This window comes from Veillonella dispar (assembly GCF_937975875.1).
In the GTDB taxonomy this organism is placed as follows: domain Bacteria; phylum Bacillota; class Negativicutes; order Veillonellales; family Veillonellaceae; genus Veillonella; species Veillonella dispar_B.
In genome coordinates this window covers 16,423-35,674 of sequence record NZ_CALJSP010000122.1, presented here as the reverse complement: position 1 = coordinate 35,674, position 19,252 = coordinate 16,423, and the positions used below count along the sequence as shown (strand labels likewise).

The 19,252-nt window shown below is 39.1% G+C and carries 16 protein-coding genes and 1 pseudogene; all 17 read left to right on the top strand.

All coding sequences use genetic code 11. The features are described 5' to 3' along the window. The first annotated feature begins 417 nt into the window (after positions 1-417). The 17 genes and pseudogenes from Q7P05_RS05985 (at position 418) to Q7P05_RS05900 (ending at position 19,243) form a co-directional block, all read left to right on the top strand. On the top strand, positions 418-591 hold the full coding sequence (locus Q7P05_RS05985) for a hypothetical protein (RefSeq protein WP_005385712.1): 174 nt from the start codon (positions 418-420) through the stop codon (positions 589-591). Positions 592-854: 263 nt separating this feature from the next. Beyond that, complete coding sequence (locus Q7P05_RS05980) at positions 855-1,319, top strand: PTS sugar transporter subunit IIA (RefSeq protein ID WP_005385724.1); 465 nt, start codon at positions 855-857, stop codon at positions 1,317-1,319. A gap of 12 nt (positions 1,320-1,331) precedes the next feature. Continuing rightward, positions 1,332-1,607, top strand: a complete 276-nt coding sequence (locus Q7P05_RS05975; protein ID WP_005385725.1) for a PTS sugar transporter subunit IIB — start codon at positions 1,332-1,334, stop codon at positions 1,605-1,607. 31 nt (positions 1,608-1,638) lie between these two features. Continuing rightward, a complete protein-coding gene (locus tag Q7P05_RS05970) occupies positions 1,639-3,006 on the top strand; it encodes a PTS ascorbate transporter subunit IIC (RefSeq protein WP_303931056.1) in 1,368 nt (455 codons plus the stop codon). Next, complete coding sequence (locus Q7P05_RS05965; protein ID WP_303931055.1) at positions 3,006-3,401, top strand: YbaN family protein; 396 nt, start codon at positions 3,006-3,008, stop codon at positions 3,399-3,401. Before Q7P05_RS05970 ends, Q7P05_RS05965 begins: the two co-directional genes overlap by 1 nt. A 277-nt stretch (positions 3,402-3,678) precedes the next feature. Beyond that, positions 3,679-4,569: pseudogene (locus Q7P05_RS09605) on the top strand (helix-turn-helix domain-containing protein). A gap of 181 nt (positions 4,570-4,750) precedes the next feature. After that, a complete protein-coding gene (locus Q7P05_RS05950) occupies positions 4,751-9,835 on the top strand; it encodes a TonB-dependent receptor (RefSeq protein ID WP_303931050.1) in 5,085 nt (1,694 codons plus the stop codon). Positions 9,836-9,870: 35 nt separating this feature from the next. Further along, positions 9,871-10,488, top strand: a complete 618-nt coding sequence (locus tag Q7P05_RS05945) for a MotA/TolQ/ExbB proton channel family protein (protein WP_303931048.1) — start codon at positions 9,871-9,873, stop codon at positions 10,486-10,488. Between the two features lie 2 nt (positions 10,489-10,490). Continuing rightward, entirely contained in the window at positions 10,491-10,898 is a 408-nt protein-coding gene (locus Q7P05_RS05940; RefSeq protein ID WP_004698605.1) for a biopolymer transporter ExbD, read from the top strand. 2 nt (positions 10,899-10,900) lie between these two features. Next, positions 10,901-11,695 carry an energy transducer TonB gene (locus Q7P05_RS05935; RefSeq protein WP_303931046.1) on the top strand — a complete coding sequence of 265 codons (795 nt, stop codon included), beginning with the start codon at positions 10,901-10,903 and terminating at the stop codon, positions 11,693-11,695. A 45-nt stretch (positions 11,696-11,740) separates the two neighbouring features. Beyond that, positions 11,741-12,259, top strand: a complete 519-nt coding sequence (locus tag Q7P05_RS05930) for a flavodoxin family protein (protein ID WP_105086455.1) — start codon at positions 11,741-11,743, stop codon at positions 12,257-12,259. 19 nt (positions 12,260-12,278) lie between these two features. Continuing rightward, positions 12,279-13,919, top strand: coding sequence for a heme anaerobic degradation radical SAM methyltransferase ChuW/HutW (gene hutW / locus Q7P05_RS05925; RefSeq protein ID WP_303931043.1), 1,641 nt, complete (start codon positions 12,279-12,281; stop codon positions 13,917-13,919). Between the two features lie 213 nt (positions 13,920-14,132). After that, a complete protein-coding gene (locus Q7P05_RS05920; protein WP_369680430.1) occupies positions 14,133-15,155 on the top strand; it encodes a carbohydrate kinase family protein in 1,023 nt (340 codons plus the stop codon). 6 nt (positions 15,156-15,161) lie between these two features. After that, entirely contained in the window at positions 15,162-16,523 is a 1,362-nt protein-coding gene (locus Q7P05_RS05915) for a TrkH family potassium uptake protein (RefSeq protein ID WP_303931040.1), read from the top strand. 36 nt (positions 16,524-16,559) lie between these two features. Next, the gene (locus tag Q7P05_RS05910; protein WP_295824298.1) at positions 16,560-17,210 is read left to right on the top strand and encodes a TrkA family potassium uptake protein; all 651 of its coding nucleotides are present in this window, start codon (positions 16,560-16,562) and stop codon (positions 17,208-17,210) included. Positions 17,211-17,323: 113 nt separating this feature from the next. Further along, positions 17,324-18,130 carry a DUF4116 domain-containing protein gene (locus Q7P05_RS05905; RefSeq protein WP_303931037.1) on the top strand — a complete coding sequence of 269 codons (807 nt, stop codon included), beginning with the start codon at positions 17,324-17,326 and terminating at the stop codon, positions 18,128-18,130. Between the two features lie 12 nt (positions 18,131-18,142). Next, positions 18,143-19,243, top strand: coding sequence for an AAA family ATPase (locus Q7P05_RS05900; protein WP_298632067.1), 1,101 nt, complete (start codon positions 18,143-18,145; stop codon positions 19,241-19,243). The last annotated feature ends 9 nt before the right edge of the window (positions 19,244-19,252 follow it).

Sequence of the window (19,252 nt, the reverse complement as noted above, 5' to 3'; positions counted from 1 at the left end):
AATAAATAGCTATATAAAACTAAAAAAGACTGCGAAAGCAGTCTTTTTTAGTTCTCTTGTTTAAGAATTGGATTCATTGAGTTATACAATTTATGAATCAGATTTTAATATTTTTTTGTAGTTTATTATGAACCTGTCATCAAAGAATACAGGTATACACTAGGTTTTAAATACTATATTCTATAAAAGCGATTTATCTATATTTGGCAACATTAATGTTAGATTTCAAGTTGAATATAGCGAAATGCTTATAAATATGTGCTTTTCTTGATTATGCATTTTATTAATAAATGCGGTTTATTACTTGTTTAATAGTTGTTTTAGGACTGTTTATAATGAATAACTATTGCATACTTATGTAACGGAGGTTATACTATCGGTAGAAGGAGTTTTTCAAGTGAAAAGTGAGGTATGTATATGGCATGGGGTGGAACTAGACGCGGTGCCGGGCGCCCACGTAATCCGATTAAACGTATTGGTAGAACCATTCGACTTAGTGATGAAGAGTTTCTTTCACTCAAACCATTAATTATGGCCATCAAGGCCAATAATGATAAACGCTATAGGCAACAATGTACTAGAAATGTATAAATAGGCATTGTCACAGCATATACAACATAATAAACTTTTAATCTATTTTACAATAACCCATTATTTAAATCTTTCAACTACAACACATCTCTACTCTCTAACCATATGCTGTGTGCAATACAAAGCAGTACGAAGAAGGTCCCAATTCATTGAATTGGGACCTTTTCCGTTGCGTATAGTATAATTCCTATTTTGTTATATGAAAAAATTCACAGAATGGATATAATAAAGTATGTACGTAAGTAAATTTAGGAGGTGTTAGCTTGTTACAAGATTTACTATCTGAGGATAATGTATCCTTTCATTATCCTGCAGAAACGTGGGAAGAGGTAATTCGTCATGGTGGCCAACTCATGGTTGATGCGGGGTTTACTGATCCATCTTATACGGAGGCTATGGTAGAGGTAGTGCGTGAAATGGGGCCATATATTGTATTGGCACCAGGTCTTGCGATGCCACATGCTCGTCCGGAAAATGGGGCAAAACGTGTAGGTACTGCATTGGTAACCTTAGAAAAACCATTGAATTTTGGTAGTCCTGACAATGATCCTGTGTCTGTCGCGTTGTTTTTATGTGCTCCAAATAAGGATGAACATATTCAGTTGTTGACGGATATTGCTACATTATTTGAGGATGATGAGTTTTTAGATGCGGCTGCTGATTTTGAAAGTATCGAAGATGTACAAGCATTCTTGGCAGAGCATTTAGAAGATCAAGAATACGTTTAGTAGGAGGCAAGTATGATTTCTGTATTAACTGTATGCGGTAATGGCATTGGTTCTAGCTTGATGCTAAAAATGAAAATTGAAGAAATCTGTGCTGAAAATGGTATTGATGCACAAGTTGAATCTATTGATTTTAATGCCGCACAAGGCCGTAAAGCAGACCTTATTGTAACTGTAAAAGAATTGGCTGAACAATTTGAAGACAAGAATGTCGCTATTGTTCGCAGCTATATTAATAAAAAGAAAATCACAGAAGATATTCTTGATGCATTAAAACAAGCAGCTCAATAAAATGTAACAACTATATATAGGAGGTAGTGCCATGGAAATGGTATTAGAGTTCTTACGTGATGTGCTGTCTCAACCAGCACTTTTGATTGGTATTATGTCATGTATTGGCTTGATTGCCTTGAAACGCCCGTTTCATAAGGTAATGACTGGTACGTTGAAACCTATTCTTGGCTACTTAATGCTCGCAGCTGGTGCAGGTGTTATCGTTAACAACCTTGATCCACTAGGTAAGATGATTGAACATGGCTTCCATATTACTGGTGTAGTACCAAACAACGAAGCTATCGTGGCTGTAGCACAAAAGGTACTTGGCGTTGAAACGATGTCTATTCTCGTAGTAGGCTTATTGATGAACTTATGTATTGCTCGTTTCACCAAGTTCAAATATGTGTTCTTAACAGGTCACCACAGCTTATTTATGGCTTGTCTTATGTCTGCCGTACTCGGTACAGCAGGCTTGTCCGGTATGGAACTCATCCTTGTAGGTGGTTTCTTGATGGGCGCTTGGTCTGCTATTTCTCCAGCAATTGGTCAAAGCTATACATCTAAGGTTACAGAAGGCGATGAAATTGCCATCGGTCACTTTGGTAGCTTAGGTTACTATTTATCCGCTTGGGTAGCTAAATATGTTGGTAAAGCAGACGATAGTACAGAAGACATTGAAATTCCAGAAAAATGGGGCTTCTTACGTGATTCTACGTTATCTACAGCATTGACTATGATCGTATTCTACTTGATTGCAGCCTTTGCGGCTGGTTCTGAGTTTGTAGCTACTTTATCTGGTGATATGAGTCCTTACTTATATGCTGTTATGAGCGCTATGAATTTTGCTGTAGGTGTAACAATCGTATACTCCGGTGTACGTATGATCTTAGGTGATTTAATCCCTGCATTCCAAGGTATTGCTACAAAAATTATCCCTAATGCCATCCCAGCAGTAGACTGTGCCGTATTCTTTACATATGCTCCAACAGCAGTAGTATTGGGCTTCATTAGCTCCTTTATCGGCGGTATCATCGGTATGCTCATCCTTGGTGCTGTAGGTGGCGTATTAATCATTCCTGGTCTTGTACCTCATTTCTTCTGCGGTGCAACAGCAGGTATCTATGGTAATGCTACAGGTGGCCGTCGTGGTGCTGCAGTAGGCGCATTCCTTAATGGTTTGGCTATTACTTTCTTGCCAGCATTGGCATTGCCAGTTCTTGGTCAATTAGGTTTCCAAAATACAACATTTGGTGATGCTGACTTTGCTGTAATGGGTCTTGTCCTTGGTCATGCATTCGAATGGATTGGCATGGCAGGTATCTATGGCATCGTAGCGATTGCAGCTCTTGTACTTATTATTCCAAACTTTATTAAAACAAAAGGTAAAGTTATTAACTACGTAGAAGAGGATTAATGAAAACAACTGAGCAACATAGTAATGTTGTAATACGATATATATTCCTTACTATAGGGGCTATAAGCTTTGCTCTTGGTACAGCGGGTATCGTATTACCACTATTGCCAACAGTACCTTTTTATATGCTTACTTTATTTTGTTTAGCTAGAGGATCTGAACGTTTTCATAAAATGTTCTTAGAATCTAGTTTATATCAAAAGACTGTTGGTGCTTATGAACGCGATAAAGCGTTAACGTTGCGGACAAAGTTGTCCATTCTCTTATCTGTGAGTACAATAATGGCGATTGGTGCGTATTTTAGTCAAGATATGCCCATTGCACTTGGTGTTATGGCCTTTGTATGGCTTGGTCATGTTATAGCATTAGTCTTTATTGTAAAAACAAAAAAATAAAAACTTTCAAACATAATTCTAAATATAGCCTCGTAAACTACATTGGTTTAGTTTACGAGGCTTTTTTATAATTCTTAGCTTTGATGAAGGTAGTGGCCAGAGACTAATATATATATATTAGAAAATATGGCTTTATTTAGATAAAATAACATAAACTTATATTCTTAAAGAAAAAATGAATTATTACATAAATTAATTTGACAATGAATATCAATAAGTATATGATGATAACTGTATAAGTGATAATTTATATAGTATTTGTGTATATGGTGATAGTATGAATCCACATAATCATGCAATTTCACATGCAGGACTTACTATGTCGAGACATACGGTGTTTGACGGTATCGATCTATTATTTTTGGATGTGAAAGAAGAGTCGGTTCAATTTTATGCTAAATCACATACCAAGACATTTGCCATAAATCATTGTGAAGAGGGGCGCATCGAGTGTAAGTTTACATCTGGGGAATATTTATATATGGGGCCAGGAGATATGTCATTAGGATGGCATACTCATGCTGACTACCAACATAAAAATTATTTCCCTACAAAACTTTTTAAGGGGATTGTATTACTTGTAGATGTTGAAAAAGCGCAACCAGTATTGGATTCTCTTGTTACTGAGTCACGTATTAATTTAACAACCCTAGCAGAACGATTTTGTGAGCATTCTGAGTACGGTATGATGATGGAAGAAACTGAATCGGTTAGATAGATTTTTTCTAGCTTATATAAAGTGCCTGACCAAATCAAAGGGCACTATTTTAAATTAAAGGTTATTGAGATCTTTTTGTTATTATCTGTAATTTCTACGAGCAATAATGAAAAGAGAGCAACCTATCGGAAACAGCAGGTTGATATTGTGAAAGCTGTTAACGAATATGTATCTACTCAGTTTATGAAGCGTATTACAATTGAGACATTATCTGAACAATTTGATGTACCTACGTCTACATTAAAAAGATGTTTTAAGGGCGTATATGGTACGACGATACATCAATATTTAAAAGAATGTCGTATTAATGCGGCTAAGAGGTTACTCCATGAAACGGATCAATCGATTCTAGAAATTGCTAATGCCGTAGGCTATGAGAATGGCAGTAAGTTTACTAGTGCCTTTAAAGAGGCTACTGGTGTAACTCCAAGTGCTTATCGTAAGATATAACAATTTAATATTGTCCGAAACGTATATTTTTGGTCTTTTCGGAGTAGATATGCAAGATACACTTTGCTAACATTAAAATGTAAATGATATTCAATGTCATTATATGTTGGTAGAGTGTATCTTTTTATTTGAGAGTGAAAGATACAAAACATATAATTAGTTAAAATTTTAGGAGGGCACAATGGATCGGTGGGGACATACAAAGCGCGCCATAATTCTGTCTAGTGCAGTTGCCTTATGGCTTAGCGCACCTCTTGTAGTATGGGCTGAGAATGCAACCGTTACTACAGATGTTGTTCATGTTAAAGGAACATGGGCAGAAGAAGCAGCCAAATTAGACTCACAGCAAGTGCAAATCATTACCAAGAAAGATATTGAGAAAAAGCAGGCGAAGTCCGTCGAAGATATTATTTTTACACAAACTGGCGTCTCTAGAACTGTAGATGCTATGGGCCGTGTAGGTGTATCTATTCGTGGTGCAGAAGCGCGTCACACACTTATTTTAGTAGATGGTCAACCAGTACTAGGCGATTTTGATAAGTACTCCGGTGCAGCAGATGAAGTTCAACGGTTAGGTACAGAAAATGTTGAACGCATTGAGGTTATCCAAGGGGCAGCCAGTGCAAAATACGGTTCAGATGCTATTGGTGGTGTTGTTAACATCATCACAAAAAAAGCACAGAAGAAACCGACCTTACAATTAAACGCAGAGGGTATGCGTCGTAAGAGTGATGGTGATACATTCCCATTCCAAAACTTCTTTATTCGTGCCGACTCTGGTCAAATGGGTAAGTTAAAGGTTGGTTTGTCAGGCAGTAAACGTGATCTAATGCCTGTTTTAGCATCCGTTAAACGTCGAGATTCTGGCATGGCTTTTGATTATGCAAAACATAATTTTAAGCCAAATGTACTTCGTTATTATGGTGATGCGGCTGATATCGGTCTTGTAGCAACCTACGAAGCTAATGATAAGAATAAATTTGAAATGCGACTTAACCGCTACACAGAAGACCTTGTACGCGATGTTAAGCACTCCGACTCTGATTTAGAGCCTCAACAACATTTCAAACGTACCGCAGACCGCAATACGGCTAATTTACAATGGTCCTCCCGAGCAGGCAAAAGCGATTGGACTGTTGAAACTAACTACTCCCGCATTAAAGAAAATGATGTAGCCCTCATTAGTTATACAGGTCGCTCCGCCTATGAAGGCTCCAATGAGTTGCGTTATATCGATAATATCGATCACCGTCAATTGGATATTCGAGCTAATGCCAATACACAGCTCAACAAAAATCATTTGCTTAGCTACGGTGTAAGCTATGCTCGTGAAAAAGGTTCTGGTAGCCGTCTAAAGAGCTCTCCTAATACAAGCACCATGTACATCGATCCATGGGATTACGATAAGAGCTTGCTAGTTGATAAACTCGATCGTCTTGTAAGACGTAAAGGTGATAATAGCATTAAAGTTTACTCTCATATCCACGACTACAAATTCATCAATTCCGGTGGTGGTATGCCCCAATGGGATATGGATTATGAATACTATGGTGCCGAAACAGATGCTCAAAAACCAGGTATTACATACGATGACTATATAAATTATGGTTTATCTGAAAGCCGATTAAGTGATTGGTCTAGTACATCCCCTAATAATCAACCTGTAACGGATGAGTTTAAAGCTCGTTATAAAGCTTTGGAAGATCGTTTAAAAGCAGAAAATCCTGTATTATCTGCCACACGTGCCAATATTGTAGGTGACTATTTTAAATATGGCGAGTCCAATGATCCTGAGATGCGCAAAAAGGCACCTAAGCTAAATGGTAAAGCCTTCCTAGAAGAATATCGTAGCCGTGATCAACGCTTAACAACTGGTAGCGGTACGATTCGTAAGTTAAATGCTTATGTTTCTGATACATGGCAGGTAAATAAGAACTTAACATTATCCCCAATTCTTCGCTTTGATAACAGCAGCTTATTTGGTTCTAATTTATCTGCGTCCTTAGGCATGACCTATAACGTTAAAGGCAATACTCACCGTAGATTTAAAGCCAATGTAGGGACGGGCTATACAGAACCAGGTATGGGCGAATTGTGGTACAACTGGGAAATGTATGCTTCTAACCCTGTTGGGATTGGGGTCGCAAAACTTGGTTGGTACTGGGCTGGCAATCCTAATTTGAAACCTGAGAAATCTGTTAACTTTGACATGAGCTTAGAAGGTGAAAATAAGAATACCTATGCTCGTGTAGGCGTATTCCATAACCGCATTAAAAATTACATGTCTGTATACTTTACAGGGGACTTCATGGACTTTGCTCCATACCTCAAGGGTGATGCGAAGTACCAACGGGCCCCAGATATGATTTATAGCTTTAAAAATATTGGCAAAGCTGAAATTACGGGCCTTCAAGCAGAAGTACAACAAAAATTCGGTAAGTATTGGTCCGGTAAGCTCGGGTATACATACTTGCATGCCATCAATAAGAGCGATCCAACAATGCCTCGACAATTGTTGGATAAACCAATGCATAAGGTTGATATTGGTATTACCTATGACAACCCTAAATCCGGTTGGAATGGTTCCATTTGGGGCGATTACTATATCAATATGCTTGATAGTAATACTCTTAATAATGGTGGCAACTACTGGCCAGATATTTTATCTGGTGATGCAGGCGTATATAAGAAACAAAGCTATGAAAAGAAAACCTTTGGCATTTGGAACGTAATGGTTCAAAAACGATTCAATAAAAATGCCATGATGTACTTTGGCATCAATAATATCTTTAATCATCGAGATGATGACCGTGCTACGCAAGAACGCGTGTATCGTGTGGGTGTTAACCTTAAATTTGGTGGTGGAGACAGCAGTAAAACAACAGCTATCGGTAAGACTAAGGATGGTGCAAAAGGTAGCGTAGCAGGTGCAAATGCAACGGGTACTAATGGGGACGTTACAAATGCTGAATCCGGTGTACAAAACGTATCTGATGTGGTTCGTTTAACTGACTTTATTCGTTCTGATTTCGACACTACTAAAGAACGTGGTGTTACATTAGTTGGCGATTACAGAGCACGTTGGATGGCACATGATGGCTCTAATAGACCACAATCTCCATTTAGAGAAAATTCCGCTATTGGTTCTGCAAAAGCTAATATGTACGATGCCAATCGTCATAGCTTTGAACAACGCTTGCGCCTAGGCTTCGATGCACGCCTTAATGAGTTCACAAATCTTAAAGTTATCGGTAGTGCAACTGGTATGAGCGGTGTTGATACAAGCTGGACACAATCCGATTCTAAAGGCTTTAATCATCAACGAATCGATACAGTTGATCTCACAAGACGTGTTAAAAAATGGGATGTATCCGTAGGTCGCTTAACAGAACCTATGGGTGCTAGTGGCTACTGGTTTGGTCAATCCTATGATGGCATTCGCGCTGTATGGAATGGTCACGACTCACAAGTTCGTATTGGTGTTGGTACTTTCAAACATAGTACAGGCATTACTGATTCTGCTTATACACATGCAGTCCATGAAGTTATTTACAGACCTCCAACAGCGGCTGAATTGATTGGTATTAACCGTGATGAGTTCCCATACGATATTAATAGTGCTACAAAAACTGGCTCTGATGGTGAGAAAAAATCTACAGAGGATGCAGCAGCACCAGATAGTCCTAATGGTATCTATGATTCTACTTACAAAGGTAAGACAGATAGCATCTACTTCTATCAACAACTTAAAGGCTTACAAGATGAATATGAAGCTTATAAGGAATCATTAGATCTTAGCTGGAGTAATCCAAACCGGGATCAAGAAATGGCTAAAGCCGATGCTAAGCTAAGAGAGACCCAACAAAAACAAGCTCAAATCATGGGCCATTTACAAGATATTCTTACAAAAGCATATCCTACAGATATGGCTGGGAAGAAATTCTCCCTCGATATTCCATCTGGTGGTTATGCAATGTATGAAATCACTAATAAGCATACAGGAGAAAAACTCTATAAGACAGGGGACATTATGTATAATGTGAACTCCTCCTTATACCCTGAATACTTAAAAGAAAAAGCGAAAGGTCTCATCATATCTACTGATAATAAAGATGCTTTAGTAAATCCTAAGGCCTATGTTGAAAAACATGGTGACGAGATTAATCAATCCGTAGCAGAAATAGCTAAATATAATGCTACAGATAACTGGAGTAACTATAACAATAGTGAGCTCGATGTTGTTTGGGTTAAACAGCCAGATGGCACTTACAAACAATCCTATGATTACTATGGTCAACTATCTAGTGATTATGAGTTCACTGGTTATTTAGGTGCTAAAACGTATAAATACGATAGTGGTAGCTATGTATTTAGCGATTATGATGCTAAAGATGCGATTTATAAAAAGAACTTTACAATGGCCTCTAACGACTGGGGTGAAGGTAGTTCTGATTATGGTTGGGGCATGACACCAGCAATGTACAACTATTTATATAATCTTGAAAAAGTTGTACATGATGCAGAGTCTGAAAATAAATTACCTCGTGAAGCAATAGGCAAGATCATCGGTAATTTGATTCGTACAGAAGGTGTAGTTCTTGAAAAAGATACTGTACCGGCCATTGATAAAGCGGCCTTTGTTCAATATAAGAAACAAATAGGCTCTCGTCTTGGGTTACAAGCATGGTACTTACGTTCCTTTGGTGGTAAAACACATACCTATTTAAATGCAAATGGTAACGGCAATGATGAATATAACTTCTCAAATGTAGCTCAAGTATTCGGTATTGGCGCTAAATACCAATTAGGTGCTAATGCTTCTGTTACCGTTGATTACGGTCAAAACCGTTCTAACCTAGGGCGTTACTTAAATGGTAATACGGTATATCAACATGAACGGGGCACAGCAGACTTTGCTCTTAAAGGTCATCAAATGGGTGGTACACCTCATTTCTGGATGGCCCGCTTAGATATTGGTCGTGCTGATCTAGATGTTCCAAAATCTTGGAATGCATTTATCGACTATAAATACTTTGAACATGGTTCATTCTTTGGCGGTAATGGTACTGGTGCTGTACCAGATCGTTATCTCGATGGTATTCGTAGCTTCACATTTGGTGCGGGCTATGTACCACGCAAGGATTTACTCCTTGAAGCATTCTATACATTTGATGCGAAGGGCACTAATAAACGAGATACTTTATATGGTAGTGAAAGCTTTAAGTTAGGCGATTATACAAGAATTCAAGGGACCTACAGGTTCTAATATTCAGTCTGTAAACAGGCAGAAAGGTTATTAAAATGGAAAATTTAAATTATGTCATTCACTTGTTTCATAGTGGCGGGTATGTAATGTATCCATTGTTACTCTTGTCTTTCATGGTTATCGCTATCGCTGTAGAACGGGCTTTCTTTTATCATAAGTATGCAGGTAAGACATTCGTTGTTACACATGCAGTAAATGAGTTAGCAAAATTACAAAAATGGGATGAGATTGATAAAGTTATTAAAGAAAATCCATCTATTGCGAGCCGTATTGCGGAAGCTGGTCTACATAATGCTTCTAGCGAAGAAGCAATGAAAACGGCCTTCGCTGATCAAATGGGTGTTGATGCGGTTGGTTTCCGTAAATATATGGATTACCTTAGCGCTACTGTTACAATCTCCCCATTATTAGGCTTACTTGGTACTGTTACAGGTATGATTGGTTCCTTTAGTATTCTCGATGCTGGTGCTGGTGCATCCGCTATTACTGGTGGCGTTGGTGAAGCCCTTATTGCCACAGCTTCTGGTTTGTGTGTAGCCATCATGGCATTTATTGTGTACACATTCTTTAGCCATCGTTTAGATTCCATTATTAATCAAATCGAAGGTATGTGTGTGAACATCGTTAGTGCTAAGCGAGAAGGGTGGAATTAATTATGAACCTACAAAGCTTTCGTATGAAAACAAAGCCTGAATTCATGATTATCCCAATGATTGATATTATTTTCTTCTTGTTGGTATTCTTCATGATGAACAGCTTGCAAACAGTTGCTCAAAAGGCGTTATCCGTGCAATTACCACAAGCTACAAGTGCCTCTGCACCAGCTCAATTACCTGTAGTACTTACATTAGATGCAGAAGGACATATTACAATTGATAATAAGCCAATGAGCATTGATGATGCTGAAGCCATGGTTAAACAGCGTATTCAAGAAAATCCAAATGCTAGCGTTATTTTACAAGCTGACAAACGCGCTGCTCATGGTCAAGTTGTAGCGATTATGGATATGTTAAAACAATCTGGCGTTAAACGCTTGGCCATTGCAGCCGAACAGAAAGGATAACTATGGGACTAGGCATATCATGGAAAAAAGCAGCCATTATATCCGCCATAGTTCATCTCATTGCTCTCTTTGTTGCCGTAATCTTTTTCGTAGTAGTTCCAGCAATTCAAGATATGGAAACGTATGAGATCGACCTCACACAAAGTGTACTCGATGATGGCGGCAGCGGTCATGCTGGTGGAGGTGGCGGGAACAGGTCTGACCTATTCCCAAAACCGTTGTCAGCAGATGAAGTGGCGGCAAGAACAAAGGCTGTTGTAGCGAATATAGATCCATCTACTGTAACAGATATTCCTGATGCAGTAGATGTACCCCCGAAAGGCGGCGAACATAAAGGTAATACCTCTGGTGATAATTCTGCAGGTGGTTCCGGCCCTGGTACAGGTGGCGGCTCTGGCGGTGGTAACGGTACAGGTGTTGGCACTGGTAATGGCGATGGTCAAGGTCAGGGAAATGGCAACGGTAATGGCAATGGCAATGGTGATAGTCATGGTACGGTGAAAGCTGCCTTTGATACGGAAGGATTCCGTGTAAGAGTGCAAAATAATGCACAAATGCCTTCAATGGCTTTAAAAAGAAAGTTACAAGGTGATGTAACTGTACAAGTTACATTAGATACAAATGGCAACCTTATTGGTCAAAGTATTAGATCGTCTACAAATGAAATCTTTAATGATGCGGCTATGTCTGCAGTAGTAGCGGCAACACCATATCAAAATCCAACTGGAGCAGATATTGATGTCAATGTACCAGTTGAGTTTAGAGGTCACGAATCATCTGATGATGAAGATGAATAGAAGTATCTATGTGATAGACCTATCTATGAATTAAAGGAGATAATTATGAAATCCATTATTTTATATTCTTCCCTCACGGGAAATACTAAAAGCGTAGCGGAAGCAATGGCTTCCGTCATGCCTGAAGGTACGCCTTGCGTTCCTGTAAAAGAGGCGCCTGAGAATTTAGCTGATTATGACACTGTGTTCGTAGGTTTCTGGGTAGATCGCGGTACAGCGAATAAAGAGGCTGCCAAATTGATTGAAACCTTGAAAAATCCTAATATCGTATTCTTTGCGACATTAGGCATGTATGCAGATTCCGATCATGCTCGTGAAAGTATCGAAAAAGCATCAGAGTTATTACAAAATAAGGAATCCCTTGTAGATGGCTTTGTATGCCAAGGTAAAATCGATCCTAAAGTCATTGAAATGATGTATAAAATGTTCCCACCTGGATCGGCTCATGGGCAAAGTCCTGAACGCGATGCATTACATAAAGCGGCTGAGACACATCCAGATGAACAAGACTTTGCAAATGCAAAAGAATTTACAAAATCTGTACTTGCAAAGTTGCAAGCCTAAACTGAAAGGGGATTGGAGTATGAGTTTAGCAAGTTTCTTTGAATCCATTCCGGAGAAGCAACGCAATCTACAACTAGGTTTAGACTGTGATAATCCGATGAGTGGTGCATTTCCTCATAAACGCGTTGTTCATGCTGGTCTCAATGGTATTTTGGTTTCTCCAAAGGAAACACAAGCTGTTTGGGATACCTTAATGAATGGCACACCTAAAAAAGGTGAAATGCAATGCGCCTATATTCACATTCCGTTTTGTAAGACCAAATGCACATACTGTGGCTTCTTCCAAAATGGTACGAGTCAAAGCGTAGAAGACCAATATATTGATGGTCTTATTAGCGAATTAAAACTGGCTAGTGAACGTCCTAGATTAAAAGATGGTTTGATTCATGCTGTGTTTATTGGTGGTGGCACGCCAACATCATTATCTCCAGCAAACTCTAAAAGATTGTTGAAAGCCATTAAAGAGTATTTGCCACTAGCTAATGATTATGAATTGACTTTAGAAGGTCGTATTCACGATTTGATTCCTGAAAATCTCGACGTATGGATGACAAATGGCGTTAACCGTATGTCCATTGGGGTACAATCTTTCAACACAGAGGTACGCCAAATGGTGGGACGTTTAGATACAAAAGAAACCGTATTAGAGCGGTTAGCAGCTTTAAAAGCCTATGGACAATGTTCCGTTGTTATCGATTTAATTTACGGTTTACCAGGTCAAACTATGGAGGTTTGGGAACAAGATTTGGCTGATCTAGTCAGCTCTGGCGTAGACGGTGCAGACCTTTACCAATTAAATGTATTTGATGGTAGTGATCTTAATAAAGATATTGCAAAAGGCAAGGTGCCCGCAGCAGCCACAACAGCTATGCAAGGGGATATGTTCGAGTTTGGACGCAAATACTTAGACGAGCGTTCCTATCGTCGATTGAGCGCGGCTCACTGGAGTGCGAACAACCGTGAACGTAGCTTGTATAACATCCTAGCTAAAGCTGGCGTTCCGATGTTCCCCTTCGGCAGTGGTGCCGGTGGTAATGTTGATGGGTACGGCATGATGTTACATCGTGCGTTAAAACCGTATGAAGATATGGTTAGCCGCGGTGAAAAACCATTTATGGCGCTCATGAAGCAAAGTGATTTACAACCTATCGTAAATCAAGTGGTAAGCCAGCTTGAACAAGGTTTTCTCAATATTAAGAGCTTAACTGAATTAGATGCAAAACTAGATGAATTAAACTGGCTTTATAAATTATGGGAAAAACGTGGTCTCGTAGCTTACAATGGTTTGCTTTATAAGTTGACTGCAGCCGGTGAATTCTGGACGGTAAATCTTACACAAAGTACATTAGAGGCTGTAGAGTATATCATGACAGGTAAAAACTCCTTCGCTATGGAGGCTGTGGCTGCTCAAGATACTAAAACAACGTCTAAAGATAATCCTAATCAAGAGGTACGTGGCATTGGCCAAGGTAAAGCTAATATTTCGGTACCAACTGATGAGGATTCAGAAGCACAACGCAAGGAAGCTCTCATTGCAAAAGCAAAAGCAGAAATCGCCAAAAGCGGTGCTTCTGGTGAGTCAGCTAATCGAATGGTACAAGCTATGTACAATTTGAGTGCTGATGAAATTGAATATATGATGGAACGTATGATGTCTTAAATTTATATTACACCTTGAATCTAACAACCCTTTTCAATAACAACATATACTAAACAAGACATAGTACGTGACATATAGTACTCTTTGTAGTACAGAGAAACCCTAGACATTAGTCTGGGGTTTACTTTTTATAGAACGAAATGTATTCTGTAATTATATGAATCACTAATAAGAAAATGGGCTATCTTATGGATATGCCTTTGGGAGGTTAGTATAAGTATGTTTCCTCAAAAAAATATAGATATTGTAGGCATTGGGGCTAGTACGCTAGATCGATTTATCGTAGTGGATCATTACCCAACAGGCCGAGAGGTACAGCAAGTGGTTTCATCTACTACTGATGGTGGTGGCCCTGTAGCAACAGCGTTAGCAGTAGCCGGTAAATATGGTGCTCGTACAGTCATGATCGATAGTATTGGTGATGATATGGTGGGGCGTCATATTTTAGATGATTTTGAAAAATACAATGTAAATACGGATGCGATCCAAGTTGAACGAGGTGCTAACAGTGGCGTTGCTACCATTCTCGTAAAACATAGCACCGGAGAGCGGGCCGTATTTTTTGAACGCTCTACAGCTGTGGAACCAGAATTCCTAGATGCTCATAAACAGTTAATTGATAATTCCTTTATATTGCATATTAATGGACGTCATAGAACACTCATGCGTACTGCTATGGATGTAGCAAAGGATGTGGGTACCATTATTTCCCTTGACGGTGGTGCACAGCGCTACGACGAAGAGATGAAACCGATTACAGAGGCGAGTCATATCGTCATTGTAGCCCGTGATTACGCTGAAAAATATACAGGTACTACTAATCTAGAAGAGGCTTGTCGTATCATTCATGAACGAGGAGCACTCGTAGCAGGGGTTACAGACGGTGCTAATGGTAGTTATTTTGTGTGGCCTGATGGCACTGCCTATCGTTGTGAGCCGTTTTCTCAAGACTCTGTCGTTGATACAACAGGGGCGGGGGATAGTTTCCATGGTGCCTTTTTAGCTAAACTTTCTAATATTTTACATAGTGAGAGTGCTAAAGTAAGTTCGACGAATGCGGTTCAAGGTGATACCTCTTTATGTATTATTGAGTTACTTAAAGGCTGTGCCCATAGTGACTTGGAAAAGGCGGCTACCTTTGCGTCTGCCGTAGCGTCTTTAAATACACAAGGTATTGGCGGGCGCAGTCCTTTGCCGAGCCTAGAACTAGTTCATAAACTAATGGGATTGGAGTAAGGTCGTATGTGGCATGATATTTCACATTCTAATGTACAACGATATATGCAACAAAATCCCTATCGATTATTAGCGCTTAGCTTTTTAGGGGTTATGTTTATAGGCACGATGTTGCTTATGTTGCCTATTTCAAGTGCTCATGGGCAAACAACAACACTTGTAGATGCAGCTTTTACAGCGGTATCCTGTGTTTCCGTAACTGGACTTGCTACAGTAGATACGTATTATCATTGGTCTCTATTTGGCAAAATTGTTATGGTCATACTGATTCAGCTCGGTGGACTGGGGATTGTCTCTTTTACAACTATCATTGCCTTGCTTTTAGGTAAACGGGTAGGCCTAAAAAATCGGTTGCTATTGTCAGAAGATGTGGGACAAGAGGGAATGACAGGGCTATTACATATTACGAAAAAATTAACCTTGTATACCTTTGCCATTGAAATTATTGGCGGCATAATTTATACGATTCAGCTATATCCCTATATTGGGTACGCTGCATTGTATACAGGAATTATGCAAGCCATCTCTACCTTCTGCAATGCAGGCTTTGTATTTTTTGACAATGATCTACCATATGCCATGGTAGGGGATGTATTATTTAATATTAATACAATGGTTCTTATTGTTATCGGTGGTTTTGGGTACCTAGCAGCCTTTGATATATGGTCACACCGAAAGGTACGACGATTTGTGGATTTAAAATTACATACCAAAATCATGCTTGTTGGTACCATATTCTTAATTTTCTTAGGTGCCATCATTTTCTTAGGTGTTGAATGGTCTAACCCTAAAACCTTTGGACCGTTACCTATATGGAACAAAATCATGGCTTCTTTGTTCCAAGCCATTACACCTCGTACAGCAGGTATTGCAACGGTTGATTATAATGCATTGCATCCTATTACCCTGTTTGTTACCATCATTCTTATGTTTATCGGGGCAGGCCCAAACTCTACTGGTGGGGGCGTAAAAATTAGTACGGTAGCGGTAGCGATTCTTTCATCCTGTACATTGTTTAACAACCGACCAGATACAGAGATTTTTGAACGGCGCATTTCGTTAGTAACTGTGCTAAAAGCAAATGGGATCATCTTTTTATCCATTCTTCTCGTATTACTAGCCACATGTTACCTTGCTTGGGATGAACCTTACGATTTTATTCGTCTACTATTCGAGGTTACATCTGCCTTTGGTACTGTAGGACTTACAACGGGGATTACGCCTAATTTATCTGAAAGTAGCAAATGGGTCTTAATGCTTGTCATGTTTACAGGACGTGTAGGTGTTATGACTGTTATCGGTACATGGGCTCTTAGAACAGCACCAACTAAACCGATTAGTTATGCGGAAGAGAATGTACTCTTATAGCTGAAAATAATTGCTATTTTGTAGAGGAGATATAGTATGAAATACAAAACAATTGCTGTCATTGGTCTTGGTCGATTTGGAACAACTGTGGCTAAGATGTTAGCATCCATGAAACATGAAGTGTTAGGTGTAGATATTAATCCTGAAATCGTACAAAAGGTTTCACCTTATGTAACACATGCCATTGTGGCAGATACGACTGATGAAGAGGCCATTAAAGCATTGGCCTTAAGTCAGTTTGATATGATTATCGTTGCTATTGGTGATAATCTTCAAGCTAATCTTATGACTTCTATGTTGTTGAAAGAAATGAACATGCCATATGTAGTTTCAAAAGCTGAGAATAGCTTACAAGGTAAGATGCTTAAGAAGATTGGTGTAGATTTGGTTATTTATCCGGAGTATGATGTAGCACAACGATTAGTACAATCATTAACACGAGAGCATGTGATGGATTATTTACAGCTTTCTAAAAATATTAGTCTCATTGAGGTGGTTATGCCTCAATTTATGGTTGGATCTTGCTTAAAGGACTCTAATTTGCGTGAGAAATACAATCTTAATGCAGTAGGAATTAGACGAGGTGAGGAATTAGAAGTTCCGCCAAATCCGACTACAATTCTTTCAGCATCGGATAAATTATTAGTAATTGGGAATAATTCTGATTTAGATGCGTTAACGGTGTAGTAAGTATACGAAAGAAATATAATTATATCGAAAAAATGTGATACAATAAAAATAGAATTCAGTATAGGTCATACGTGTTCGTATGGCCTTTTTAAATAGAAATAAAGGTTAGTATGACAGAAGAACAATATATAACGGCGCTGACCAATAATCCACATGGAATTAGGAATATTCCTAATCCTACAGAAGCAATGCAACTTACCTGCGTAGCTCAAAATGGCATGTTGTTGCAATATATTAAAGAACCTACTAGAAAGGTTATTGAAACGGCGCTTTTACAATCACCACGAGCCATACAATTCGTGGAAAATCCTACAGAAGATTTATTACAGACACTGGTAGAAAAGGACTGGGCTGTTTTAGAATATATCGATAATCCATCTGATACGATTGTTAAGCAAGCACTCGCTCAATCTGGATGGGCTATACGCTATATCTCAAATCCATCAGAAGAACTACAGCTGGAAGCTGTAAAGGCCAACTATGATGCGTTGCAATACATTAAGGAGCCCAGCGAATCCGTACAATTGCAAGCTGTTAAAGAAAATTACTTGGCCTTGCGTTATATTGATGAGCCTAGCGTAGCGGTTCTAGAAGCAGCAGTAAAACAAGATCCACAGGCAATGCGACAAATCACAAAGCTTACTAAAGATTTGGCGTTGCATCTATTCAGTGTAAGTGCTGCTACATTGGGATATATACCCAATAATTTAGGGGTCACTGTGGACGAAATTAAATCTATCATCATTAGCGCTATCTCTAGTGAAACAGTTGATGAGGAATATATTCGTGAATTGATCAACAATAAAGCTATCGGTGGACGTCAATCTAAATGGCCTATCGATCTATTGTCACTTATAGATGCTTATGGAACTCGAGCTGTTAAGAAGATTGCAGTTAGTGAATATTTGAAATATTAGAACGGAGATACAATGAACTTTATAGATACAATGGCAAGCGTAGAGTTAGTGCTTGCTGCGAATCAAGTACCTTTGCTCGTTGGTGAAACGGGGATTGGTAAAACATCTCTTGCGGCGCGTGTAGCCGCTGAGCATGACTGGGAATTGGTAACAATTGACGGGAACCTCTTAAAAGAAGGTGAAATTGGTGGTTTGCCGACTGTAGAGTCTGTAACACATACAGATGGCCATGGTAATACGCATTCCGTAAAGACCACGGTTTATGCTGTGCATCATACATTGGAACATGTGGCTCAAGCAGTAGATAAAGGGCGCCAAGTATTGCTGTTTATCGACGAAATTAATCGTGCAGAACATGCGGTGCAACAAGAGTTAATGAACCTTATTTTGAATCGTGAAATCAATGGCTTCTCTTTAAGCGACCAAGTGCGCATTATCGCCGCTATGAACCCTGAGGATTCTTTTGACTACCAAACAATTGATATGGACCCGGCACAACAAAACCGTTTTGTATGGCTCTATATGAATGCTGATTACATGCAATGGATTGATTGGGCTATCGGTGCGGGGATTGAGGAAAAGGTTATCGAATTTATTTCTTCTTATCCTGAATATTTGAATCAACGTCACGAAGACGATATTGATGCTACACCTCGTTCTTTCGAGCGCGTGTCTGGTCTATATACGATTTATAAAAACCAAGAGGGTTCAGCTTATAGTCGTGATGTATTTATGAATGTCATCCGTGGTAATGTGGGCAAACTCATTGCGGAGGCTTTCGTAAATTTTGTTGAGTCCGATCAAGAACCACTTATTACCTTTGATGATGTATTGGCGGCCGTTCAAAAACCAGGTGCTATTATGTCTATGGCTGAACAGGTTAAAAGTGAAAGCCCAACTCGTTTATATGTAGCAGCTAAAAACATGTTGCATCGTTTAAATCGAAATAGTAATGCTGAAGAAGTTCATCATTTCATTGAATTTCTTACATTGTATCCTGGTGATTTACGCGTAGCAGTTATGAAAGACTTGCGTAACACTTACGAACGTGTTTACTCTTATGCCATTGAAGATGACTTATTCGTAGATACTTTCTTTGAAGCACAAAAGTAAGGCTATTTA